The sequence below is a fragment of the Streptomyces sp. NPDC025721 genome, from assembly GCF_055558595.1.
This window is the reverse complement of record NZ_JBVHMF010000011.1, coordinates 170,655-194,094: the sequence shown is the minus strand read 5'-3', so window position 1 is coordinate 194,094 and position 23,440 is coordinate 170,655. Positions and strand designations below refer to the sequence as shown.

Here is a 23,440-nt window from a genome sequence, read left to right as displayed (position 1 = left end):
TCGGGGTGGGGTCGGCTGTCAATTGCTTACGTACTACGACGCTTGAGCCGGACTCCGGGTTCCTACCCATCACCCGCAAATATGACGCGCTGTTGGCCGGGATCAGTCGACAGCGCGCATGAGACGGGGGTAGCTCTTTCTGGCCAACCTGCGGCGCTCCGACCGCTACTCCAGGCCACCGGCGCACCACGGCACGTGACGCCGGTCACGTCCCGACGCCACTCCGTCTACCAGGACAATCCTGGACATGCCCGCGATTGTGCGTGTACAAGTGGGTTCCTTGGTAGCGACGCGCCACGACATGGGGGTTTGCGATGCTATTGATGCAGATGCGCCGCGCTTTGCGGACGAAAAGCGCGGAATGCCCCATCCATTGGCGACTGGCCGGAAGCCCCCGGCCATGAGCGCCGCTCACATGAAAAAAGTGGCCGGAACAGAGCCACCTCCTTCCGCGGCGGCGCAGAATGCGTCCCCCGCGGGAGGCCCCGCGCAGGTCACGGCCGCCTCCGCGGTCCCCGCCGTCTCCCCCGCCGCTCCGCCCGCACCCGCGACGGAACCGGCGGGACCGAGGACGGAACCGGTGACGGAACCGGCGGCCGATTCCACGATCGGTTCCACGATCGGTTCCGCACCCGATTCCACGACCGGTTCCGCGACCGCGCCCGTGACCGACCAGGCCGCCGAACCCGCGGCCAAGCCCGTGACCGTACCCGGTGCGGGCCGTCCCCGGGCGCCGGAGCAAGCGGCCGGTGACCGGTACGGCTCCCCCGCCGTGCAGGACCGGCTGGCCTCCTGGGTGTGCGACCTGTCCCTGGTGCACGAGCTGACCGAGCGGCTGGCCCGTACGACCGCGCTGGACGACACGCTGCACGAGGTGCTGCGCGCCGGGGCCACCCTGGTCGGCGCCCGCCGCGGCATGGTCGCGCTGGAGCCGGCCGACGGCCTCGGCCCCGAACGCACCGTCGGCCTCGGCCTCGGCCACGCCGACCTCGGCACGATCGAGACCGTGCCCGTACCCCGTACGTCCGCCTCCGACACCGGCGTGCCGAGTGACGCGAGCGGATCAGGAGCGCGGGACGGATCGGGGGCAGAGGACGGATCAGCGGCGAAGGACGGATCGGCGGCGCGGGACGCGGACGGCGAACGCGTCCACGCCGACCTGCTGCACGAACCCGGCCTCGACCGGCGGCACCGCGAGGTCGCCGTCCAGCTCGGCCTCGGCGCGAGCTACGCGCTGCGGCTGACGGCGCAGTCGGCCGGCAGGCTGGGCACGGCCGTGTGGTTCTACGACGAACCCGCGGAACCCGACGACCGGCAGCGCCGCCTGATGGGCCTGTATCTGCGCTTCGCCGCCGAGCACACCGCACGCGTGCTCGACCTGCGGCGCGCACGGGACACCACGGCGGCGCTGGCCGCGGAACTGCTGCCGGAACGGCTGCCGCGCGTCCCCGGCGTACGGCTGGCGGTCAGGCACCGGACGAATCCGCGCGGGGGCGGCGACTGGTACGACGCGCTGCCGCTGCCCGAGGGCGCGCTCGGCCTGGCCGTCGGCGGGGTGACGGGGCGCGGCCCCGGCGCGGTGGCCGCGATGGGTCGGCTGCGCGCGAGCCTGCGCGCGTACGCGGTGATGGAGGGCGAGGACCCGGTCGCGGTCCTGTCCGACCTGGAACTGCTGATGCGGCTCACCGAGCCCGCCAGGTCCGCGACGGCGCTGTTCGCGTACGTGGAGGCGGAGGCGGCGAACGGCGGCCCGCGCCCGGCGGGCGGCCCCGGCGGCCGCAAGCTGATCCTGGCGGGCGCGGGACACTGCCCGCCGCTGGTGATCGGCGACCGCCGCTGCGAGTACGTCGAGACGTCGCTGTCCGCGCCGCTGAACATGCTCAGCTGCTGGGAGGCGCCCAGCGTCGAGCTGTACGCGCGGCCCGGCGAGACCCTGGTGCTGTTCACGGACGGGCTGCTGCACCGTACGGGGGAGTCCGCCGACCGGGCGCTCGCCCGGCTGCACGCCGCCGCGCAGAGCGCCCCGCGCCCGGCCCGCGACGACCCCGACCGTCTCGTCGACCACATCCTGCACGCCGTCCTGCCCGACGGCCTCGACCGGTCAGAGGGCGTGGAGGACGTCGTCCTGCTCGCCGTCCGTTTCGACTGAGGCGGAGAGAGACGGGGCACGGAGAGACGGGCGGCTGCGGGAGACGGGCGGCTGAGAGACGGGCCCCTGCGAGACGGGCCGCGGTCACCCGCGTCCGCTTCGGTCCGCCCGGTCCTGATTCGTGAGCGATTCAGGACCTATGCCCCCCGCACGCCCTCTTCCGCGCGCACATACGATGCGTAGAGGTCCATAGCGGGTCCCGGCGGGACCTCCAGGCAGCTATGGCGACGACAGCGAGGAGGACAGGACGTGGCCGAGGCCCAGGCACAGCCGGACGAGCAGGTCGAGCGGGTCGGACAGGAGACGCCCGAGACTCCTGAGACGACGGGGACGGCCGTGAAGGCGGCCGAGGCGGCCACGGACGCGGCAGTCGAAGCGGCCACCGACGCGGCGGCCACGGCGGACGGCGACGCGGCGGACGGCGACGCGGCGGACGGCGACGACAAGCCGATCAAGCAGCGCAAGAACCGCCTCTACCCGGCTGTCTCCGACGAGCTGGCGGCCGTGATGAAGGCCGACTGGGCCGACACGGAGCTGCACGGCCTGGCCCCGCTGCCGCAGGCCGCGTACGCCGCCGCGCGCCGCGCCGCGCTGTCCGAGCGCTTCCCCGGCGAGCGGATCGTCGTACCGGCGGGCAATCTCCGTACCCGCTCCAACGACACCGAGTACCCCTTCCGGGCGGCCACCGAGTACGCCTATCTGACCGGTGACCAGACGCAGGACGCCGTCCTCGTGCTGGAGCCGCGCAAGGGCGGCGGGCACGCGGCGACCGCGTATCTGCTGCCGCGCTCCAACCGGGAGAACGGCGAATTCTGGCTGGACGGCCAGGGCGAGCTGTGGGTCGGGCGGCGGCACAGCCTCACCGAGGCCGAGCAGTTGCTCGGGATGCCGTGCCGGGACGTCCGCAAGGCCGCGGAGACGCTGCGCGAGGCGGCCGGTCCGGTCCGCGTGGTGCGCGGGCACGACGCGGGTATCGAGGCGGCGCTCACCGACAAGGTGACGGCCGAGCGCGACGCCGAGCTGACCGAATTCCTGTCCGCGCTGCGTGCGGTGAAGGACGAATTCGAGATCGCCGAGTTGCAGCGGGCGTGCGACTCGACGGCGCGCGGCTTCGAGGACGTCGTCAAGGTCCTGGACAAGGCGGAGGCCACCTCGGAGCGGTACATCGAGGGAACGTTCTTCCTGCGCGCCCGTGTCGAGGGCAACGACGTCGGCTACGGCTCGATCTGCGCCGCGGGCCCGCACGCCACCACCCTGCACTGGGTGCGCAACGACGGCCCGGTCCGCTCCGGCGACCTGCTGCTGCTCGACGCGGGCGTGGAGACCCACCACCTGTACACCGCGGACGTCACCCGCACCCTCCCGATCAGCGGCAGCTTTTCGCCGGTCCAGCGCAAGGTCTACGACGCGGTCTACGAGTCCCAGCAGGCCGGTATCGACGCGGTGAAGCCGGGCGCGGCCTTCCGTGACTTCCACGAGGCGTCGCAGCGCGTGCTGGCCGAGAAGCTGGTCGAGTGGGGGCTGCTCGAAGGCCCGGTCGACCGGGTGCTCGAACTGGCCCTCCAGCGCCGCTGGACGCTGCACGGCACCGGCCACATGCTCGGCATGGACGTCCACGACTGCGCGCACGCGCGGACCGAGGCGTACGTGGACTCCACCCTGGAGCCCGGCATGGTGCTGACGGTCGAGCCCGGCCTGTACTTCCAGGCGGACGACCTGTCGGTGCCCGAGGAGTACCGGGGCATCGGCGTCCGGATCGAGGACGACATCCTGGTGACGGACGACGGCAACCGCAATCTGTCGGACGCGCTGCCGCGGCGCTCGGACGAGGTCGAGGCGTGGATGGCGGGGCTGCGCGGCTGAACACCGGTCCCGGCCGGTCTCACCGGAACCGGAGTCGAGTGGCGCTACGACGCCTTCAGCAGGGCGTCGTCACGCCACTTGAGCACCTTGTCGAAGGAGACGACCGTGCCGTGACCCGGCCGGTTCTGGAAGTGGACGTGGTCCACCAGCGCCTCGATGAGGAAGAGTCCGCGTCCGTGCTCGGCATGCTGGCCCCTGGGGCTCAGCGGCCGGGCCGGGTGGCGGAAGCGGTCGCGGGGGAATCCGGGACCGGAGTCGGCGACCTCGATACGGCACTGGTCGCCGTCGATCCGCGCGGTGACGCTGTACTCCGTGCCGGATCCGGCGTGTTCGACGGCGTTGGCACACGCTTCCGAGAGGGCCACCGCCAGGTCGAAGGAGATGTCCGGATCGACTCCGGCCGTCTCCATGGTCCCGATCAGCAGCCTTCTGGCCAGCGGAACGCTCGCAGCCTCGCGCCGCAAATGGAGTGACCACCAGATGCTCATGCTCCAGCCTCCTGGCTGCGGCTCGACATAAGGTTACGTATTGCCGCGAAGAGCGTCCCGTAAGCGCGATGTTGACGTGATATCGCTCATTCGGCGGATGCCCATGCCCGGCGTACGGGTGTAAGGGGACTTCACGCGCACACCCCCGCGAGCCGGACACCCGCCGTATCCGCCCGGAGCGCGCGGTGAGAAGATGACCGCCGTCATGACTGCCACGCGGGGCTCCGTCCCCTCCGTGCGCGCCGGCGCCGGAATGCGACTGCTGCGGGCCGCGGTGTTCACCGCGGTCTGCGTCGTGCTGGCCGCGGTCGGGCACGCGATGGCGTCCGGCCGTACGGTGCCGGTGTGGGCGCTGGTCGTCGGCTGGCTCTCGGTCTTCGCGGTCGTGGCGCCGCTCGCGGGGCGCGAACGCACCTTGCCCGGCATCGCCGCCGCCCTCGCCGTCGGACAGCTCGCGCTGCACAGCGTCTTCAACGCCGGGCAGATGTGCGCGAGTACGACGGCCGCCGGGCACGGCGGCGGCGCGGGGTCCGGCTCCGGCGGTCTGCTGGCCGTCGCGGCCCGGCTGGTCTGCGGGAGCACGGCCGCGGCGCCGCTCACCCCGCGGAAGGCGCAGTGGGTCGTCCAGCAGGCGGGGCTCGACCCGTCCGCGATGGGCGCGCCCGTGCACACCCCGGGCATGGACATGAGCGGCGGTACGGCCGCGGGCGGTACGGGAAGCGTCGCGCACGCCGTGATGTCGCTGCCCTTCTGCTCCCTGCCGATGTTCCTCGGCCACCTGCTCGCCGCCGTGGTGGCGGGCTGGGTGCTGCGGCGCGGCGAGGCGGCGCTCTGGCGGCTGATACGGCTGTCGGTGCGCGGCGCCGCCGAGTTGGCCGCGCTCTCGCCCGCCGTACTGCGCCGCGCCCACGCGCTGCTGTCCGCGCTCGCGGCGCAGGCGGCCGGGACCGCGGGCGTACGGCCCCGGCGGCGCTGCACCGCGGACGCGACGGCGGCCAGGCACCGCACGGTGTGGCTGCTGCGGCACTCGCTGGCCAGGCGCGGGCCGCCGTTCGGCCTCGCGGCGGTCTGACGCGACGCACCCCCGCCGACTCCCCCTTGGCGTAGGCCCCCGGGGCCTCGCAGGTCCTTGCGGACCTGAGAGGCCCTCACTGGGCTGATGAGTCCATCGGTCCTACGTAGGTCCATAGGACTTATACGGCATAGGTCCATAGGACTTACGCCGCCTTCCAGGGAGCACGGCGACGGTGGCGCGCGGGTCCGCCCACGCCTCCGCCGACCGCGGGCGCCTGACGCGCCGTGGTCCGCGGTTCCATGCCACCGTCAGCCCACTTTCCACAGACCTGTGGAGAACTGGAGCACCCTCGTAATGAGCAGCTCACGTATGCGCGGCCGTGCCGCGACCATCGCCGCCCTCGCCGGTGCCACCGTCCTGCTGGCCGCCGTGCCCGCCTTCGCGCATGTCACGGTGACGCCGAACAGCGCGGCCCAGGGCAGTTACAGCACGGTCGCCTTCAAGGTGCCGAACGAGGAGGACAGCGCGTCCACGACGAAGGTCGAGGTCAATCTGCCCACCGACCACCCGGTCGCCTCGGTCTCGATCCAGCCGGTGCCCGGCTGGACGGCGCAGGTGACGAAGTCGAAGCTGGCGACCCCGCTGAAGTCGGACGACGGCACCATCGACGAGGCGGTCACGAAGATCACGTGGAGCGGCGGGAAGATCGCGCCGGGCCAGTTCCAGCAGTTCCCGGTGTCGTTCGGGCCGCTGCCCGCCACCACCGACGCGCTGGTCTTCAAGACGCTCCAGACGTACGACAACGGTGACATCGTGCGCTGGATCGACGTGCCGAAGGAGGGCCAGGCCGAGCCGCAGCACCCGGCGCCGACCCTGAAGCTGACGGCGGCGGCGGCCTCCGACGGCTCATCGGCCACGCCGAGCGTGACGGCGACCCCGGCCGCCGACGCCAAGTCCGGCGGCTCGTCCGCCGGTACGCAGGCGGCCTCGTCCGACACGAGCGACGGGACCGCCCGTGCGCTGGGCGTCGCCGGAATCGTGGTCGGCGCGATCGGGATCGGCTACGGCGTCTTCGCCGGTCGCCGCCGCAACCCGTCGGCCTGACGCCGGACGCCTGACGGCCGGTCCGGCCGACGGCTCCGGCCGACGGCTGGTCCGACCGCCGGCTGGTCCGACCGCCGGCTGGTCCGACCGACGGCTGTCCGGCTGACGGCCGGCGCCGGTTCTCGCTCGACCGGTGTCGGCCGGATCGCCGGTTACACCTGTAGCACCTGCTCCACCTGCTCCACCGGACCGCTCGCGGTCCCGTTCGACCCGAACTCCCGCTGGGCGGCCACGCGAGCCGTGGCCGCCCGGCACCACCCGTCCACTGAAGGGGCATCACCTTCATGCGCACCACCCGCTCCACCCGCACGACCGCTTCCCCGCGCACGACCGGCACGACCGGCACGACCCGTACGCGCACCCGCACCCGTGCCCGTACCACCGCCGTGACCGGGGCCGCCGCGCTCGCCGTCGCGGGGGCGCTGCTGCTGTCCGGCTGCGGCGGCTCCGGCGACTCGTCGGCGAACGCCAATGTGGCGGCGGTGTCCGCCGAAGCGCCGCAGAAGGCGGGCACGCTGCTCGACACGCCGTTCACGAAGCCCGCGCTCGTGCTGACCGACAACCAGGGCAAGCCGTACGACCTGGTGAAGGAGACCGCGGGCCACCCGATGCTGCTCTTCTTCGGCTACACGCACTGCCCCGACGTCTGCCCGACGACCATGAGCGACCTGGCGCTGGCCAAGGCGAAGCTGCCGAAGGCCGACCAGGACGCGCTGCGGGTCGTCTTCGTCAGCACCGACCCGGAGCGCGACACCCCTGCGCGGCTGACGGCGTGGCTCGGCGCGATGGACAAGTCCTTCATCGGACTGACCGGTGGGTTCGACGCCATCCAGGCCGCGGCCCGCTCGGTCGGCGTCGGCATCGACCCGCCGGTCAAGGAGAAGGACGGCAGCGTCACCGTCACGCACGGCGCCGAGGTGCTGGCCTTCTGGCCCAAGGACGACAAGGCGCACGTCCTCTACATGTCGGGGACGACGGCCGGGCAGTTCGCGGCCGACCTGCCGAAGATCGTCAGGAGCGAGGCGCCGTGAGGCGGCGCGCGCTGCTGGGCGCCGTCGCCGGTGTCGCGGCGGTGGCGCTGGCGACCGGCGCGGGCGTCGCGCTGAGCGACGGATCGTCCGGGTCCGGCGCGGGGTCAGACAAGGCGTCCGGCAGGGCGTCCGGCAGGGCGTCCGGCAAAGGGTCGGGCAGCGGGCCCGGCAAAGTGTCGGTGAGCGGCGGGTACATACCGCAGCCGCTGCTGACCGACGAGGCCGCCGCGTACGTCACCGTCGCCAACGCCGGGGGCGGGGACGCCGAACTCACCTCGGTCAGCACACCGCTGGCCGCGCACGTCACCCTGCACAGCACGACCGGCACCACCATGCGCCAGGTGACGGCCCTGACCGTACCGGCGGGCGGCACCCTCACCCTCGGCACCGGGGGCGACCACATGATGCTGGAGAACCTCACCCACAAGCCGCGGGTCGGTGAAACAGTCACCCTGCGACTCCACTTCGCCCATGCCACGCCCGCCACGGTCACGGTCACCGTGCCCGTCGAGGCGACGACGTACCGCCCGGACCCGAAGGGCTGACCGCAGTGAACCCAGCGACGCCAGCGCGCACAGCGCCCGCAGCGAAGAAGAACGCCCGGTTGCCACGTTTGAGGCCACCGCGTCGCCAGACCGGCGGGCGGCGGCTGGCGGCGCTCGCGGCCTGCCTCGGCGGGCTGCTCGCGCTGCTGCTCGGCGTCGCTGCGCCCGCGTCCGCGCACGCGGCGCTGCTCCGTACCGACCCGGCCGACGGCTCGGTCGTGCAGAGCGCGCCGCAGCGCGTGGTGCTCACCTTCTCGGAGGGCGTGCTGCTGTCGGCGGACTCGCTGCGCGTGCTCGACCCGCAGGGCAAGGACGTGGCGGTCGGCAGGCCGCAGCACGACAGCGGCAAGGACTCCGGGTCCACGGCCACCGTCGGGCTGCGGCCGGGCATCGGCAACGGCACGTACACCGTGGCGTGGAAGGCGGTGTCGCAGGACAGCCACCCGGTGGCCGGGGCGTTCACCTTCTCGGTCGGCGCGGCCTCCAAGACCAGCGTCGACCTGTCGGGCGCGGCGGCGGCGGGCGGCGGCGCGGCGTCCACGCTCTACGGGATCGCCCGCTACTTCGCCTACGCCGGTTTCGCGCTGCTGGTCGGCAGCGCGGTGTTCCTGTCCGTGTGCTGGCCGCGCGGCGCCCTGCTGCGTCCCATGCGGCGGATCGCGGCGGGCGGCTGGGCGACGCTGGTCGCGGCCACCATCGCGCTGCTGATGCTGCGCGGCCCGTACGCCAACGGCACCGGGCTCGGCGACGCGGTCGACCCCGATGTGATGCGCGCGGTGCTGGAGACCCGGCCGGGCGCGGCGCTCGTCTCCCGGCTGCTGCTGCTCGCGGCGGCGGCCGTCTTCCTCGCCGTGCTCTTCGGCAGCTACGCCAAGCGCGAGGACCCGGAGGAACGCGCCGACCTGGCCTGGGGTCTGGGCATCGGCGGCACGGTCGTCGCGATCGGCATCGCCGCCACCTGGGCGATGGCCGAGCACGCCTCCGTCGGCATCCAGCGGCAGGTCGCGATGCCGGTCGACATCGTCCACCTGCTGTCCATGGCGGTCTGGCTGGGCGGGCTCATCACCCTGCTGACCGCGCTGTTCGCCCGCTCCACCGCCGGTACGGTCGAGCCGTACGCCGTGCGCCGCTTCTCCCTCATCGCGCTCACCGCCGTGACGACCCTGATCGGCACCGGCACGTACCAGGCGTGGCGGCAGATGGGCAGTTGGGCGGCCTTCTTCGACACCCACTACGGGCAGCTGCTCTTCATCAAGATCTGGCTGGTGTGCGCGCTGGTCGGCGTGGCCTGGTTCTCGCGGCGCTGGACGCGGGAGCTGGGGGTGACGCCGGTGGCGCGGACGGAGGCGGTGGCGTCCGCGGTGGGGGCTCCGGCCGCCGCGTCCGCCGGTACGACGTCGGGTACGGGGTCCGGTACCGGGTCCGGTACGGGTTCCGCCAGGGGCAAGGGCTCCGGTACGGGCTCGGGTTCGGGTTCGGGTTCGGATTCCGCCGTGGCGGGTACGGGGTCCGGCTCCGAGGACCCGGCGCGGGCCGCGCAGTTGCGGCGGCAGCAGGACGCGCGGGACTCGGCGAAGGCGAAGAAGGTGCGCGACGCGGATCCCGCGCGCAACCGGCTCCGGCGTTCGGTCCTGATAGAGGTCGGCATCGCCGTCGTCCTGCTGACCGTCACCACGATGCTGACCGGCTCGCAGCCGGGCCGGGCCGCGGAGGAGCAGAAGGACCTCAAGGCGCCGCCCGCGGCGACCGGCGGCGGGAACGCGACGGCCCCGACCGAGGTCGTCCTGTCCATCCCGTACGACACCGGCGGTCCCCACGGCAAGGGCACGGCGGGCCTGACGGTCTCCCCCGCCCGGTCGGGCGCCAACGAGGTCCACCTCTTCCTCAGCACGCCCGCCGGCAGCTCGGTGGACGTGCCGGAGGTGCGCCTCCAGTTCACGCTGCCGGCCAAGAAGATCGGCCCCATCGACGTCCCCTTGCAGCACCTGACGGTGGGCCACTGGACCGCGGCGGGCGTCCAACTGCCGCTGCCGGGCGCCTGGCAGGTGGCCGTCACCGTCCGCACCTCGGACATCGACGAAGTGACGGAGACGAGGAACATGCAGGTCAACCCGTGAAGTCATCCGATTCGGCGGAAGACGTGAAGCCCGCGGAGTCCGTGCGGACCGAGGACGCGGCCCCCGCCGGGCTCAGCAGGCGGCGGCTGCTCGGTACGGCCGGGGCCGCGGGCGCGGCCGGACTGGTCGTCGGCGGCGGTGCCGGTGCGGGCGTCGCGCGGGCCGCGCGGGACGAGCCGGTCGCGCTGAGCACGGTCGGTTCCGCGTACGTCCCCTTCGAGGGCGCGCGGCAGGCGGGAATCGTCGGGCCCGCGCAGGCCGTCGGCCACCTCGTCGCCTTCGACCTGGTACCGGGCGCGGACCGCAAGGCCGCCGCCGCGCTGCTGCGCCGCTGGTCGGACGCGGTACGGACGATGACGCGACCGGGAACACAGCCGGGGACGCGGCCGGGGACGCGGAGCGGCACCTCGCCTGGGGGCCGGGACGCGCTGCCCTCGTCGTACGACGATCAGATCGCGTACGACGCCGGGCCGTCCTCGCTGACGGTCACCTTCGGTTTCGGCCGGACCTTCTTCGGCCGTACGGGGCTGACCGGGCGGTTGCCCGGGGCGCTGGCGCCGCTGCCGGACTTCGCGGGCGACGCCCTCGACCCGAAGCGGAGCAACGGCGATCTGTGGGTGCAGATCGGCGCGGACGACGCGCTGGTCGCCTTCCACGCGCTGCGCGTGCTCCAGAAGGCGGCGCGGGACACCGCCGGGGTGCGCTGGCAGATGAACGGGTTCAACCGGACGCCGGGCGCGACCGCGCACCCGATGACCGGGCGCAATCTGATGGGCCAGATCGACGGGACCAACAATCCGAAGCCGACCGACGCCGATTTCGATCAGCGGATCTTCGTACCGGCGGGCGGCTCCGCCGACTCCGGCTCCCCGGCCTGGATGGCGGGCGGTTCGTACGCCGTCGTCCGCCGCATCCGGATGCTGCTGGACTCCTGGGACCATCTGTCGGTGGCCCGGCAGGAGAAGGTGATCGGGCGCCGCAAGTCGGACGGGGCGCCGCTGTCAGGCGGCACCGAGACCACGCCGGTCGACCTGGCGAAGGTCGGGGCGGACGGCGCCCTGGCCGTCGCGGGCGACGCGCACGTCCGGGTCGCGGCCCCGGCCTCCAACGGCGGCGCCGCCATGCTGCGGCGGGCGTTCTCGTACCACGACGGCATCGGGACGGACGGGACTCCGGACGCCGGGCTGCTCTTCGTGGCCTGGCAGGCCGATCCGCTCAAGGGTTTCGTGCCGGTGCAGCGCAAGCTGGACGGCGGCGACGGCCTGTCGCGCTTCCTGCGGCACGAGGCGAGCGGACTCTTCGCAGTGCCGGGCGGCTGCGGGCCCGGAGAATACGTGGGTCAGCGGCTGCTGGAAGGGTGATCGCACGATCTGGTGGCGGTGTTCCGGGCTGATGAACAGACCGGCATTCCGGGTCGGTGCGGGCCATTAGGCTGAACGCATGTCGCCAGCGAGCCGTTATACCTATCTGGGTCCCGAAGGCACGTTCACCGAGGCCGCGCTGCGGCTGCTGCCCGAGGCCGCCACGCGCGAGCTGGTACCGATGGTGTCGGTGCCCGCGGCGCTCGACGCGGTGCGCAACGGCGAGGCGGGCGGTGCGCTGGTCCCGATCGAGAACTCCGTCGAGGGCGGCATCACCGCCACGCTCGACGAGCTGGCGTTCGGCGACCCGCTGATGATCTACCGCGAGGTGCTGCTGCCGATCGCCTTCGCGCTGCTGGTCAGGCCGGGCACCGCGTTGTCCGACGTGAAGACGGTGACCGGGCACCCGGCCGCGCAGTCTCAGGTGCGCAACTGGCTGTCGGGCAATCTGCCCGACGCGGTGTGGGAGTCGGCCGCGTCGAACGCGGACGGCGCGCGGCTGGTGCAGGAGGGCCGCTTCGACGGCGCCTTCGCGGGCGAGTTCGCGGCGCCGACGTACGGTCTCGAACCGCTGGCCACCGACATCCGCGACGCGCAGAACGCGACGACGCGCTTCGTGCTCGTCGGGCGTCCGGCGCGGCTGGCGGCGCCGACCGGCGCGGACAAGACGTCGGCGGTGTTCTGGCTGCGCGACGACCACCCCGGCGCGCTGCTCGAACTCCTCCAGGAGTTCGCGATCCGCGGGGTGAACCTGATGCGGATCGAGTCCCGGCCGACCGGTCGCGGCCTCGGTCAGTACTGCTTCTCGGTGGACGCCGAGGGTCACCTCACGGACCGCCGGGTCGGCGAGACGCTGATGGGGCTGCGCCGCCGCTGCCTGAACGTCCGCTTCCTCGGTTCGTACCCCCGGGCCGACGAGGTCGAGGTGCGGGTGGCGCGGGGAACGACGGACTCGGAGTTCACGGACGCGGCGGACTGGCTGAACCGGGCGCTGGACGGGCGGGCCTGAGGCGGGTGCTGGACGGGCGGGCCTGAGGCGGGCGGGCCTGAACCGGGCAGGTCTGAACCGGGCAGGGCGTGTTCTTCCACCGTGGGGAAAAGTTATCCACAGGCTTCGAGCGCAGCCTGTGGGTAACTGGGGACATGTCGACACAGCAACCCGACCTAGTCGACAAATCTGTACACAGACACCATCGCTGTCCACAGCGGGGCAGGTCACCCCTCGTCACCCCAATTCCCCCGACCAACTCTCCCGAGGGAACACTTCTCACTCGAAAGTGAGTGTGGAACGGGTTTGAAGGGGGAATCCATAGCCGAGCATCGAGCCCGGTCGAAAGATCTCCCTCCTTCTCCACAGATCTTCCCCACACCCTGTGGACAAAGAATGGAAATCCCCAGCAGCCTGTGGATAACTTTCGGCCGGACGGCCCCCGCGAGGCCCGCGAAGGCCCCGCCGGAGCCCCGGCGGCGATGATCAACTCCGGTTCTCCACAGGCGCGATGACCCGGGGGAGGGACGCGGCGAATTTGGTTGACCGTCCCCCCTTTCTCCCCTTTACGGAATTTCCTCGCTTTACCCCCGAAGCGGACAAAGCACACCATAAAGTCCGTAAGTTGTCGCGGCCGATGCCCGCTCCCCGGTAACCTGGTCGCGTGATTGACCTTCGTCTGCTTCGTGAGGACCCCGACCGTGTGCGCGCCTCGCAGCGCGCCCGTGGAGAGGACGTCGCGCTCGTCGACTCCCTCCTCTCCGCCGACGAGCGGCGCAGGTCGTCCAGTACCCGCTTCGACGAGCTGCGCGCCGAGCAGAAGCAGCTCGGCAAGCTGATCCCGAAGGCGCAGGGCGAGGAGAAGGCCGAGCTGCTCAAGCGGACCGGCGAGCTGTCGGCCGCCGTCAAGGCCGCCGACGCCGAGCAGCACGAGGCGGCGGAAGAGGCCCAGCGGCTCCTGCTCCAGCTCGGCAACCTCGTCCACCCGGACGCGCCGATCGGCGGCGAGGAGGACTTCGTCGTCCTCGAACAGCACGGCGCGCCGCGCGACTTCGCCGCCGAGGGCTTCACCCCCAAGGACCACCTGGAGCTGGGCGAACTGCTCGGCGCCATCGACGTCGACCGCGGCGCCAAGGTGTCCGGCTCGCGCTTCTACTACCTGACCGGTGTCGGCGCCCTGCTCGAACTGGCCCTGGTCAACGCGGCCGTCGCGCAGGCCACCGCCGCCGGTTTCACGCCCGTCCTGACTCCGACCCTGGTCAAGCCGTCCGCGATGGCGGGCACCGGCTACCTCGGCCAGGTCGAGGACGACGTCTACTACCTGGAGAAGGACGACCTGTACCTGGTCGGCACCTCCGAGGTCCCGCTCGCCGCGTACCACATGGACGAGATCATCGACGCGGGCAAGCTGCCGCTGCGCTACGCCGGTTTCTCGCCCTGCTACCGGCGCGAGGCGGGCTCGTACGGCAAGGACACCCGCGGCATCATCCGCGTCCACCAGTTCGACAAGGTGGAGATGTTCGTCTACACCACGCCGGAGGACGCGGAGGCCGAGCACCAGCGGCTGCTGGCCTGGGAGAAGCAGTGGCTGTCCGCGCTCGAGCTGCCGTTCCAGGTGATCGAGCTGGCCTCGGGCGACCTGGGCTCCTCGGCGTCGCGGAAGTTCGACTGCGAGGCGTGGATCCCGACGCAGGGCAAGTACCGCGAGCTGACCTCGACGTCGAACACGACCGAGTACCAGTCCCGCCGCCTGTCGATCCGGCTGCGTGACGAGAAGGGCACCCGGCCGCTGGCCACGCTGAACGGCACGCTGTGCGCGGTGCCGCGGACGATCGTGGCGATCCTGGAGAACCACCAGCTCGCGGACGGTTCCGTACGGGTGCCGGAAGTGCTGCGGCCGTACCTGGGCGGCCGGGAGCTGCTGGAGCCCGTCACGTCCAGCGCCAAGTGAGCGAGTCGGAGGCCGGCGCCCTCGCCGGTACGGGACCGGGTGCGGGGGCCGCGGACAGAGCCGAAGCCGTGACCGGCGCCGGAACCGTCACCGGAGCCGCGGACAGAGCCACGCACAGGGCTCCGGCCGCCGACGCGACCGACGCGGCGCGGATTCCGTACCGGATGGTCGCCACCGACCTGGACGGGACGCTGCTGCGCGGCGACAACACCGTCTCGCGGGTGACGAGGGACGCGCTCGCCGCGACGGTGGCGGCGGGCGCGGTGCACATCATCGTCACCGGCCGCTCGGTGCCGTGGACCCGGCACGTACTGGACGATCTCGGTTACGAGGGCCTGGCGGTCTGCGGACAGGGCGCGCAGCTCTACGACGCGGGCGCGCACCGGCTGCTGACCTCGGTCACCCTCGACCGGCAGCTCGCCGGGCTCGCGCTGGCCAAGATCGAGGCCGAGGTGGGCCCGCTGTTCCTCGCGGCCAGCCGCGACGGCCTGGCCGGCGACGTCCTGATCGGCGAGGGGTACCGGTACAACCCCGAGCTGCCGGTCATCCTCATGTCCGACCCGGCCGAGCTGTGGTCCGCGCCCATCAACAAGCTGTACATACAGCACCCGGAGCTGGGGGACGACGGTCTGGCGCGGGCCGCCCGCGAGGTGGCCGGTGACCTGGTGGGCGTGACGATGGCGGGCGAGGGCATCGTGGAGCTGCTGCCGCTCGGCCTCACCAAGGCGACCGGGCTCTCGCTGGCCGCGCGGCGGCTCGGCGTGACGGCCGCCGAGACGATCGCCTTCGGTGACATGCCCAACGACCTGCCGATGTTCGCCTGGGCGGGGTACGGCGTGGCGATGGCCAACGCCCATCCGGAGCTGCGGCGGGTCGCCGACGAGGTGACGCTGTCGAACGACGAGGACGGCATCGCGGTGGTGCTGGAACGGCTCTTCGGGCCGTTCTGAACGGCCCGGCCGGGTGTGCCGGAGGCCGGGTCGGGGCGTGTCGGGGCTAGGTCGCAGCGGGGTCGCGGCGGGGGCGCGGCGCTCAGGCGGTCTTCTCGCGGGCGCGCCCCGGCGGCGTGATCGCGTAACAGCTCAGGCCGATCAGCGCGGCCGTGAAGTGGCCGAGGTCGGTGTAGGTCGCGTCGCCGAGCAGCGGATAGCCGAAGAAGCCCAGCACGCCGAGGAGATATCCCCAGCGCCAGGGGCGCGGCACCAGATACGTGAGGACGCCGACGATGCCCGCGAGGCCGTAGCTGACCCCGATGTCCACGGTGTGCGCGAGGGAGCGCGGCAGCCGCTGGTCCCTGATGCCGAACATGACGGCCTTCTCGCTGACGAGCGTCGCGCCGATGTGCGCGGTCGCGACGACGACCAGCCAGCGCCAGGTGCCGAGCCAACGTTCGGCCGGGGCGTGGATCAGCTCGAAGAGGAAGAAGTAGAGGACGAGGCCCGAGGGCGTCTCTATCCACAGGGCGCTGGCGAACAGCACCCGCAGCGGGTGCTGCCGCAGCTGGACCAGGTTGGTGCTGACGTGGTGCAGCAGATACGAGCGGACGTGCGGCGACACGACGGCGACGATGCCGCTGGTGATGATCAGGATCAGCAGCCAGATGTGGGTGCCGGGCGAGGCACGTATCCACTGCGCGGCGAAGCGCCGCGCGTCACTCGGGGTGACGCGGCGGCGCTCGCGGGCGGCGGTGGAGGACTCGTGAGCCGGGGCCATCGCGACCAGTCTTCACCGATCACAGCCGGGCTGCGACTCGCTCCCTTCCATTGACACCGCATTCACAGCTTGCGCCGCCGTCACACCGTGTTCCCGTTCCCGCGGGTGGTCTTTTCCCTGCCGGTGCCTCGGCCCCGGTCCCTTCCATGCCGGTGCCTCGGCCCCGGTCCCTTCCCTGCGGGTGACGTACCCCGGTCCCTACTCCTCACCCGCGAGCTTGAGGGTGCGCAGCTTGTGTCCGGCGAACCAGGTGGTGCCGACGGTGACCACCGCGAGCAGCACGATCGCCGTCGGCAGACCGACGTCGGAGCTGACGATGCCGCCGTGGCCGAGCTTCTGCGCGACCGCGAGCGACCACTGCTGGACGCTGAGGGTCCTGGCGCCCGGCACCACATTGCCGATGACGGACTCCCAGACCAGGGCGTAGACCAGGCCGACGATCACCGCGTGCCGGGTGAGGACGCCGAGCATCAGGAAGATCGCCGCGTAGGCGACGGACGCGACGGCGGCGGCGACCCCGAAGGCGACCGCGACGTTCTGCCCGTTGCCGTTGAGGATGAATCCGGCGAGCAGGGTGGGGATGGCGGAGAAGGCGGCGACCACGCCTATCGCCACGATGAGCTTGGTGGACACGATCGTGGACCGTCTGATCGGCTTGGCCAGCAGGTAGACGATCGCGCCGTCGTCGATCTCCGGGCCGATGGCGCCGGTGCCGGCGATGACGCCGACCAGCGGGACCATCGCGCTGAGCGCGAAGCCCTGGAGGATGTCGTTGGCGGTGGAGTCGTCCGCGCCGGTCAGCGCGCGGACCGCGACGGAGATGATCAGCAGCAGCATCGGCAGCGCGAAGAGCAGCAGGGCGCGGCGGCGGCCGAGCAGCGCGCGGTAGGTGAGCCGGGCCACGGTGGGGTGGAACACGGCGGGCCCTGAGCGGGCGGGGGCCGCGGCCCTGCCGCTCGGCGGCGCGGGGGTCTGTGTGGCGGACATCTGTGTCGGCTCCTTATGCCGTGACCAGGTAGGAGAAGACGCTCTCCAGGGACTCGTCGGACGGCGAGACGGTGAAGAGCCGGATGCCGTGGTCGCGGGCGATCCGGGGCAGGAATTCGGTGAATCCGGCGAAGTCGATGGCCTGGACGCGCAGCGCCTTCTCCGACCAGTCCAGCTCGATCGCGGCGGTGGACGCGTGCGCGATCAGCACGGACGCGAGTAGCCGGTCGTCGCTCGACCGTACGAGATAGCGGTGCGGGCGGTCGGTCATCAGGCGGCGGATCTTGCGGAAGTCGCCGGAGGCCGCGTGGCGCCCCGCCACCACGACCTCGATGTGGTGGGCGAGCTGCTCGACCTCCTCCAGGATGTGCGAGGAGAACAGGACGGTCCTGCCCTCGGCGCCCATCCGCCGCAGCAGCTCCATCAGGTGCAGCCGCTGCCGGGGGTCCATGCCGTTGAACGGCTCGTCGAGCAGCAGCACCGACGGGTCGTGGACCAGCGCGGACGCCATCTTGGCGCGCTGCCGCATGCCCTTGCTGTACGTGTCGATCTGCCGGTCCTGGGCGTACTCCATCTCGACCGTGGCCAGCGCCCGGCGGGCGGCGGCGTCCGGGTCGGGCAGGCCGTGCAGCTCCGCGTTGGCGACCACGAACTCGCGGGCGGTGAGGAAGTCGTACATCGCCTCGCGCTCGGGCACGATGCCGATCTCGCGGTACGACTGCTCATTGCGCCAGATGGGCGTCCCGTCGAGGGTGACGGCGCCGGTGGAGGGGGCCAGGAAGCCCGCCATCATGTTGATGAGGGTGGATTTTCCGGCGCCGTTGGGGCCGAGCAGGCCGGTGACGCCGGGGCCGATCGTCATGGTGATGTCGTTGACCGCCACCACGTTGCCGAACCAGCGCGAGACGTTGTCGATGCTGATCGTCGTCACGAGAGACCGACCTTCTGGTAGCGGCGCATCAGGAGGCCGAAGCTGCCGGTGATGATGGTGAGGACGGCCAGGAGGTAGACGATGCCGGCCAGCGCGTCCGGCGGTCCCGAGGCGTGCGGGAAGGCCGAGCTCGCGCCGAGGAACCAGGTCTGGAAGCCGTCGATCAGCGTGATCGGCGAGAAGAGGCCGAGCCACCCGATCACCTCGTAGTTCTCCTGCACGGAGGCGACGCCCTGGACGCTGGAGACCGCGCCGTAGGTGATGACGAACACCGCGATGATCGCGGCGACGCCGAAGCCGCGGCGCGGGGTGATCGCGGCGATGACGAGCGCGATGCCCGCGAAGAGCAGCGACAGCAGGAGTACGGACACCAGACCCTTCGCGAACCCGGCGGTCTGGGTGCCGAAGCTGAGCTTCGCCAGCAGCGCGCCGATGTAGAGGATGAGCAGGGGCAGCGCGGTCAGCAGGAACAGCGCCGTGGCGAGCGCCGCGTATTTGGCGGCCACGTAGTCGACGCGCTCGATGGGCCGCGAGAAGTACAGCGGCGTGGTCTTGAACCGCAGGTCGCGGGAGACCGACTGCGGGGCCTGCGAGGCGACGAAGAGGGTGATGACCGCCTGGAGGATCACCGCGTAACGGGTGTAGTCGACCGGCAGCTTCGTCATGTTGGTGAAGATCGCGACCGCCACCATGATCAGCGCGGGCGCGCACATCGCGGCGAGCAGGATCATCGGCAGCACCTTGGACTTCGCGCTGCGGCCGAGGCCGTACGCGCCGCGCAGGCTCTGGCTGAAGAGGGAGCGCCGGGCGTAGGCGCGGCCGAGGCGCGGGCCGGTGTACTTGCGGTAACCGATGTTGTGGATGACGTCGGGGGCGGTGCCGGTGCCCGGGGGGCCGGGGTTCGGCGTGCCGGGCGTCACCGTGTCAGGCTGCGTCACGGCCTTCTCCTTCCTTGGTCAGGGTCGCGGTGTCCGGGGTGCTCGGGGTGCTCTTGCCGGGCGGGGTGCTCGTGTCGTCCGAAGTGCTCTTGTCGGGCCGGGTGCCCTGGTCGTGCGGGGGGTCGGGGTCCGGGCGGTCGGGGTCGTCCGGGTCGTCGTACGTCAGGTCCTCGTCGTCCGTGAACAGCTCGGCGATGCGGTGGCGGCGCTGCTCCATGCGCACCAGGCCGACCCCGAGAGCGGCGACGGCGTCGCGGACGGTGTCGTACGTCGCGTCGTCCGCTATGTCGACGTGCAGCAGGTGGCCCTTGGCCTGGGCGGTGAGCCCGGCGCCGGTCAGCGCGGCCAGCAGCTCCTTCTCACGGTCGGTGACCTCGACCGCGAGCGACGCCGTGGCCTGCGTGAAGTCGCTGGTGGAGGAGGCGCGCAGCAGTGTTCCGCCGTCGATGACGACGATTTGGTCGCTGGTGCGCTCCAGCTCGCCGAGCAGGTGCGAGGTGACCAGCACCGAGATGCCGAAGTCGGTGTGCACGCGGCGGATCAGGCCCAGCATCTCGTCGCGGCCCGCCGGGTCGAGGCCGTTGGTCGGCTCGTCGAGCAGGACGAGCTGCGGGTCGTGGACCAGCGCCTGCGCGAGCTTGACGCGCTGCTTCATGCCCGTCGAGTAGCCGCCCATCGGGCGGTACCGCTCCTCGTAGAGGCCGACGTGGCGCAGCGTGTCGGCGGTCCGCTCGCGCGCGGCGGTCGGCGGCAGCCCCGACATCCGGGCCATGTGGACGACGAATTCGGTCGCCGAGACGTCGGGCGGCAGGCAGTCGTGCTCGGGCATGTAGCCGACGAGGCCGCGGATCTCGGCGCCGTTGGTGGCCACGTCGAGTCCGAGCACGGCGGCACGACCCTCGGTCGCCGGGGACAGTCCCAGCAGGATCTTGATCAGGGTCGATTTCCCGGCGCCGTTGGCACCCACCAGCCCGGTCACACCGGGGGTGATGTCGACGGTCAGCCGGTCAAGAGCGGTCACCCTCGGGTACCGCTTGCTCAGGCTTTCGGTAGCGATCACAGTCACGTGTCCGACCGTAGTGGCGGGCGAGACAGTCCCGCGTCCGTCCCGAGGATCGGATCCGCCGCGATCGAGGTACTCCTGCGGGCTGACCACCCGTAGGGGTCGGGGGGTCTCCGGGAGTTATCCACAGGGGGTCGCGGGGCTCTTGACCTTGCCACGAGCCGATGTCACATTGATTGCTGTCAGCTTTCGAATGTCGGCGCGGGGTCTGGGGTGAGCGGCCATGGGTGAGGGGTGGGACGGCGGGCGCGACGGGTGTGACGCGCGCGGTCGACGCGACGGGGTCGGTGGACACGACGGGCTCGACGGGCTCGGTGGACACGATCGGCTCAACGGACGCGACGGACGCGACGGGCGCGGTGAGGTCGACGGGCTCGACGGGTTCGACGGGTTCCGTGAGGTGCAGCGGCTGGCGTACGCGTGCGCGGAGGCGGTCGCGGCGGAGCTGCGGCCGGGGATGACCGAGCGGGACGCGGCGCACGCGATGCGGGTGTGGGCGCGCGAGCGCGGGGTCCGCGACTGGTTCCATCTGCCCTTCGCCTGGTTCGGCGACCGTACGGCCTTCACCGGCTTCAAGGTGCCGCTCCAGTTCTTCCCGACCGGGCGGCGGCTCGAACCCGGCATGCCGTTCATCCTCGACCTGGCCCCTGTATACGCGGGCTGCACCGCCGACATCGGCTACTCCGGTTCACTCGGCCCCAATCCGGTGCAGGAACGGCTGATGGCGGATCTGCGCGAGCACCGCGAGCTGATCCTGCGCGGGGTGCGCGAGCGGCGCCCGCTGCGCACCGTCTACCAGGACGTCGACCGGCTGATGGTCAGGCAGGGGTACGCCAACCGGCATCGCGCGTATCCCTTCGGCGTGATCGCCCACAAGGTCGACCGGGTGCGCGAGCGCCGCTGGTCGCCGCGGATCGCCGGGTTCGGCACGCGGAGCCTGAAGGGGCTGGCCTCCGACGCGCTGCACGGACACCGCGAGGGCTGGTCACCGCTGTGGAGTCCGCACCGCATGTCCGACCACCCCCCATACCCCGGTCTGTGGGCGGTGGAGCCACATGTGGGATTCCGCGGCACCGGCGCGAAGTTCGAGGAGATCCTCGTGGTCACGGAGACCGACGCCTACTGGCTGGACGACGACCTGCCGCACGTCAGGCGCTGGCGGGAGACGGACGCGGACACGAGGACGGGATCGATGTCGAGGTCACGGATGGGGACGGGCACGGAATCGGGTTCGGGGACGGGGACTGGGACGGGGGTGGCGGCATGACGCGGGACCAGTGGGAAGAGCGGGACGACCGGGATGAGGGCGCGGGTCCGGGCGAGGGCGGCGGCGAGAGCCCGGGCGAAGCGGTGCGGGACGGGGAGGCGCGGGACGGGGCGGCCGACGCGGCGGCGCGGGAGCGGTTCGTGACCGGGGGCGGCGGCGTACGGCTGTGCGTCGCCGAGTACGGGGACGCGGCGCTGCCGACGGTGGTGCTGGTGCACGGCTACCCGGACAGCAAAGAGGTGTGGTTGGAGGTGGCCGGGCTGCTCGCCGACCGCTTCCACGTGGTGCTCTACGACGTGCGCGGGCACGGCAGGTCGAGCGCCCCGGCGCGGCTCAAGGGCGGCTTCACGCTGGAGAAGCTCACCGAGGACTTCCTGGCGGTGGCGGACGCGGTCAGCCCGGACCGCCCGGTGCACCTGGTCGGGCACGACTGGGGTTCGGTGCAGGGCTGGGAATTCGTCACGGTCGGCGGGACCGAGGGCCGGATCTCCTCCTTCACCTCGATCTCGGGCCCGTCGCTCGACCACTTCGGCCACTGGATCAAGCGCCGGGTGCGCCGCCCCACCCCGCGCCGGGTCGCCCAAGTGGTCGGCCAGGGGGCCAAGTCCTGGTACGTGTACGCGCTGCACACCCCGGTGTTGCCGGAGCTGGCCTGGCGCGGAGCGCTCGGCAAGCAGTGGCCCAAGCTGCTCTCCCACGCCGAGAAGCTGCCGTCCGACGGCTACCCGACCGCCTCGCTCCCCGAGGACGCGGCGCACGGCGCCTGGCTGTACCGGGACAACGTCCGCCGCAGGCTGGGCAGTCCGCGCACCGACGCGTACGCCCATGTCCCCGTGCAGCTCATCACGCCGACCGGCGACGCCTTCTTGTCGCAGCGGCTCTACGACGACCTGGAGCAGTGGGTGCCCCGGCTGACCCGGCGCACCGTGGCCGCCAAGCACTGGGTGCCGCGCTCCCGGCCCGAGCAACTGTCGCGCTGGATCGGCGAGTTCGTCACGGCGCACGAGTACGGCGGCCCCGCCGTCCCGGCCGCGACCTCGACCGTCACCGGGGCGGGCGGGACGGTGCTCGGGAAGGCGGAGACCGGCGCCAAGGAGCGGTTCGGCGGCCAACTGGTGCTGGTCACCGGCGCGGCCAGCGGCATCGGCCGGGCCACCGCCTTCGCCTTCGCGGAGGCGGGCGCCCGGATCGTCGCGGTGGACCGGGACGCGGAAGGCGCCGCCAGAACCGCCGAGTTGGCCCGGCTGATCGGCGCGCCCGACGCGTGGCCAGAGACCGTCGACGTGTCGGACGCCGAGGCGATGGAGGAACTGGCCGAGCGCACGGCCGGCCTCCACGGCGTCCCCGACGTGGTGGTGAACAACGCGGGGATCGGCCTGGCGGGCGCCTTCCTCGACACCACACCCGAGGACTGGAAGCAGGTGCTCGACGTCAATCTGTGGGGCGTCATCCACGGCTGCCGCCTGTTCGGCCGGCAGATGGTGGAGCGCGGCCAGGGCGGTCACATCGTCAACACCGCGTCGGCCGCCGCTTTCCAGCCGTCCCGCTCCCTGCCCGCGTACAGCACGTCGAAGGCGGCGGTGCTGATGCTCAGCGAGTGCCTGCGGGCGGAGTTGGCGCCGCACGGCATCGGGGTGAGCGCGATCTGCCCGGGGCTGGTCAACACGCCCATCACCCGCAGCGCGCGGTTCGCGGGCGTCGGCGAGGAGGAGCAGGAGCGGCGCAGGGCGCGGTCCGCCCGGCTCTACGGGCTGCGCAACTACCCGCCGGAGAAGGTCGCCCGCGCGATCGTCCGGGCGGTGGAGCGCGACTCCGCGGTCGTCCCGGTCACGCCGGAGGCCCGCGGGGCGCGGCTGCTGTCCCGGCTCTCCCCCAAGACGCTGCGGGCGCTGGCCCGCGTGGACCCGCCGCTGTAGCCCCGCCGCCAGC

Annotated in this window: 19 protein-coding genes; 13 read left to right on the top strand and 6 right to left on the bottom strand. The window is 72.3% G+C overall.

Going from position 1 to position 23,440, the window contains the following annotated elements:
• The first annotated feature begins 247 nt into the window (after positions 1 to 247).
• Together ACZ4EF_RS18230 and ACZ4EF_RS18225 are read left to right on the top strand one after the other, a co-directional pair.
• On the top strand, positions 248 to 2,149 hold the full coding sequence (locus ACZ4EF_RS18230) for a PP2C family protein-serine/threonine phosphatase (RefSeq protein WP_467505313.1): 1,902 nt from the start codon (positions 248 to 250) through the stop codon (positions 2,147 to 2,149).
• Between the two features lie 450 nt (positions 2,150 to 2,599).
• Positions 2,600 to 4,012 (top strand): aminopeptidase P family protein, encoded by a 1,413-nt coding sequence (locus ACZ4EF_RS18225; protein ID WP_355336757.1) that lies wholly within the window; start codon positions 2,600 to 2,602, stop codon positions 4,010 to 4,012.
• 44 nt (positions 4,013 to 4,056) lie between these two features.
• Here ACZ4EF_RS18225 and ACZ4EF_RS18220 read toward each other — a convergent pair whose 3' ends face one another.
• Positions 4,057 to 4,500: an ATP-binding protein gene (locus ACZ4EF_RS18220; protein WP_355336593.1), complete on the bottom strand. Its 444-nt coding sequence runs from the start codon at positions 4,498 to 4,500 to the stop codon at positions 4,057 to 4,059.
• Between the two features lie 205 nt (positions 4,501 to 4,705).
• On the opposite strand from ACZ4EF_RS18220, the gene ACZ4EF_RS18215 reads away from it, so the two are divergent.
• The 9 genes from ACZ4EF_RS18215 to ACZ4EF_RS18175 all read left to right on the top strand — a co-directional run bounded on the left by ACZ4EF_RS18215 (position 4,706) and on the right by ACZ4EF_RS18175 (position 15,562).
• Positions 4,706 to 5,572 (top strand): hypothetical protein, encoded by an 867-nt coding sequence (locus ACZ4EF_RS18215; RefSeq protein WP_355336594.1) that lies wholly within the window; start codon positions 4,706 to 4,708, stop codon positions 5,570 to 5,572.
• 297 nt (positions 5,573 to 5,869) lie between these two features.
• Positions 5,870 to 6,619, top strand: a complete 750-nt coding sequence (locus ACZ4EF_RS18210) for a YcnI family copper-binding membrane protein (RefSeq protein WP_391042121.1) — start codon at positions 5,870 to 5,872, stop codon at positions 6,617 to 6,619.
• 284 nt (positions 6,620 to 6,903) lie between these two features.
• Entirely contained in the window at positions 6,904 to 7,650 is a 747-nt protein-coding gene (locus tag ACZ4EF_RS18205; protein WP_467505310.1) for an SCO family protein, read from the top strand.
• A complete protein-coding gene (locus ACZ4EF_RS18200) occupies positions 7,647 to 8,195 on the top strand; it encodes a copper chaperone PCu(A)C (protein ID WP_467505308.1) in 549 nt (182 codons plus the stop codon). Before ACZ4EF_RS18205 ends, ACZ4EF_RS18200 begins: the two co-directional genes overlap by 4 nt.
• Positions 8,196 to 8,263: 68 nt before the next feature.
• Positions 8,264 to 10,312 carry a copper resistance CopC/CopD family protein gene (locus ACZ4EF_RS18195; protein ID WP_467505306.1) on the top strand — a complete coding sequence of 683 codons (2,049 nt, stop codon included), beginning with the start codon at positions 8,264 to 8,266 and terminating at the stop codon, positions 10,310 to 10,312.
• Positions 10,313 to 10,353: 41 nt separating this feature from the next.
• Positions 10,354 to 11,673, top strand: coding sequence for an iron uptake transporter deferrochelatase/peroxidase subunit (efeB, locus tag ACZ4EF_RS18190; protein ID WP_467505392.1), 1,320 nt, complete (start codon positions 10,354 to 10,356; stop codon positions 11,671 to 11,673).
• Positions 11,674 to 11,752: 79 nt separating this feature from the next.
• Entirely contained in the window at positions 11,753 to 12,682 is a 930-nt protein-coding gene (gene pheA, locus ACZ4EF_RS18185; RefSeq protein ID WP_355336599.1) for a prephenate dehydratase, read from the top strand.
• A 643-nt stretch (positions 12,683 to 13,325) separates the two neighbouring features.
• On the top strand, positions 13,326 to 14,612 hold the full coding sequence (serS, locus tag ACZ4EF_RS18180; RefSeq protein ID WP_355336600.1) for a serine--tRNA ligase: 1,287 nt from the start codon (positions 13,326 to 13,328) through the stop codon (positions 14,610 to 14,612).
• A 164-nt stretch (positions 14,613 to 14,776) separates the two neighbouring features.
• Positions 14,777 to 15,562, top strand: coding sequence for an HAD family hydrolase (locus ACZ4EF_RS18175; protein WP_391043506.1), 786 nt, complete (start codon positions 14,777 to 14,779; stop codon positions 15,560 to 15,562).
• Positions 15,563 to 15,644: 82 nt separating this feature from the next.
• Here ACZ4EF_RS18175 and ACZ4EF_RS18170 read toward each other — a convergent pair whose 3' ends face one another.
• From ACZ4EF_RS18170 to ACZ4EF_RS18150, 5 genes are all read right to left on the bottom strand, one after another.
• Positions 15,645 to 16,325 (bottom strand): rhomboid-like protein, encoded by a 681-nt coding sequence (locus ACZ4EF_RS18170; protein WP_391158912.1) that lies wholly within the window; start codon positions 16,323 to 16,325, stop codon positions 15,645 to 15,647.
• Between the two features lie 198 nt (positions 16,326 to 16,523).
• The gene (locus ACZ4EF_RS18165) at positions 16,524 to 17,243 is read right to left on the bottom strand and encodes an ABC transporter permease subunit (protein WP_355336760.1); all 720 of its coding nucleotides are present in this window, start codon (positions 17,241 to 17,243) and stop codon (positions 16,524 to 16,526) included.
• Positions 17,244 to 17,325: 82 nt separating this feature from the next.
• Entirely contained in the window at positions 17,326 to 18,243 is a 918-nt protein-coding gene (locus tag ACZ4EF_RS18160) for an ABC transporter ATP-binding protein (RefSeq protein ID WP_355336602.1), read from the bottom strand.
• Positions 18,240 to 19,163 (bottom strand): ABC-2 transporter permease, encoded by a 924-nt coding sequence (locus ACZ4EF_RS18155; RefSeq protein WP_355336761.1) that lies wholly within the window; start codon positions 19,161 to 19,163, stop codon positions 18,240 to 18,242. The genes ACZ4EF_RS18160 and ACZ4EF_RS18155 overlap by 4 nt, the downstream gene beginning before the upstream one ends.
• Positions 19,164 to 19,167: 4 nt before the next feature.
• Entirely contained in the window at positions 19,168 to 20,241 is a 1,074-nt protein-coding gene (locus tag ACZ4EF_RS18150) for an ABC transporter ATP-binding protein (protein ID WP_467505389.1), read from the bottom strand.
• A 226-nt stretch (positions 20,242 to 20,467) separates the two neighbouring features.
• On the opposite strand from ACZ4EF_RS18150, the gene ACZ4EF_RS18145 reads away from it, so the two are divergent.
• Both ACZ4EF_RS18145 and ACZ4EF_RS18140 read left to right on the top strand, forming a co-directional pair.
• A complete protein-coding gene (locus tag ACZ4EF_RS18145; protein ID WP_467505303.1) occupies positions 20,468 to 21,511 on the top strand; it encodes a M24 family metallopeptidase in 1,044 nt (347 codons plus the stop codon).
• Positions 21,508 to 23,427, top strand: coding sequence for an SDR family oxidoreductase (locus ACZ4EF_RS18140; protein WP_467505301.1), 1,920 nt, complete (start codon positions 21,508 to 21,510; stop codon positions 23,425 to 23,427). The genes ACZ4EF_RS18145 and ACZ4EF_RS18140 overlap by 4 nt, the downstream gene beginning before the upstream one ends.
• Positions 23,428 to 23,440: the final 13 nt, after the last annotated feature.

Excerpts from the sequence above, each read along its gene's own strand:
- ACZ4EF_RS18140 (WP_467505301.1), top strand. The coding sequence starts at position 21,508 with ATGACGCGGGACCAGTGGGAAGAGCGGGACGACCGGGATGAGGGCGCG.
- ACZ4EF_RS18170 (WP_391158912.1), bottom strand. The coding sequence starts at position 16,325 with ATGGCCCCGGCTCACGAGTCCTCCACCGCCGCCCGCGAGCGCCGCCGC.
- ACZ4EF_RS18215 (WP_355336594.1), top strand. The coding sequence starts at position 4,706 with ATGACTGCCACGCGGGGCTCCGTCCCCTCCGTGCGCGCCGGCGCCGGA.
- ACZ4EF_RS18220 (WP_355336593.1), bottom strand. The coding sequence starts at position 4,500 with ATGAGCATCTGGTGGTCACTCCATTTGCGGCGCGAGGCTGCGAGCGTT.
- ACZ4EF_RS18230 (WP_467505313.1), top strand. The coding sequence starts at position 248 with ATGCCCGCGATTGTGCGTGTACAAGTGGGTTCCTTGGTAGCGACGCGC.
- ACZ4EF_RS18210 (WP_391042121.1), top strand. The coding sequence starts at position 5,870 with ATGAGCAGCTCACGTATGCGCGGCCGTGCCGCGACCATCGCCGCCCTC.
- ACZ4EF_RS18175 (WP_391043506.1), top strand. The coding sequence starts at position 14,777 with ATGGTCGCCACCGACCTGGACGGGACGCTGCTGCGCGGCGACAACACC.
- ACZ4EF_RS18205 (WP_467505310.1), top strand. The coding sequence starts at position 6,904 with ATGCGCACCACCCGCTCCACCCGCACGACCGCTTCCCCGCGCACGACC.
- pheA (WP_355336599.1), top strand. The coding sequence starts at position 11,753 with ATGTCGCCAGCGAGCCGTTATACCTATCTGGGTCCCGAAGGCACGTTC.
- ACZ4EF_RS18145 (WP_467505303.1), top strand. The coding sequence starts at position 20,468 with ATGGGTGAGGGGTGGGACGGCGGGCGCGACGGGTGTGACGCGCGCGGT.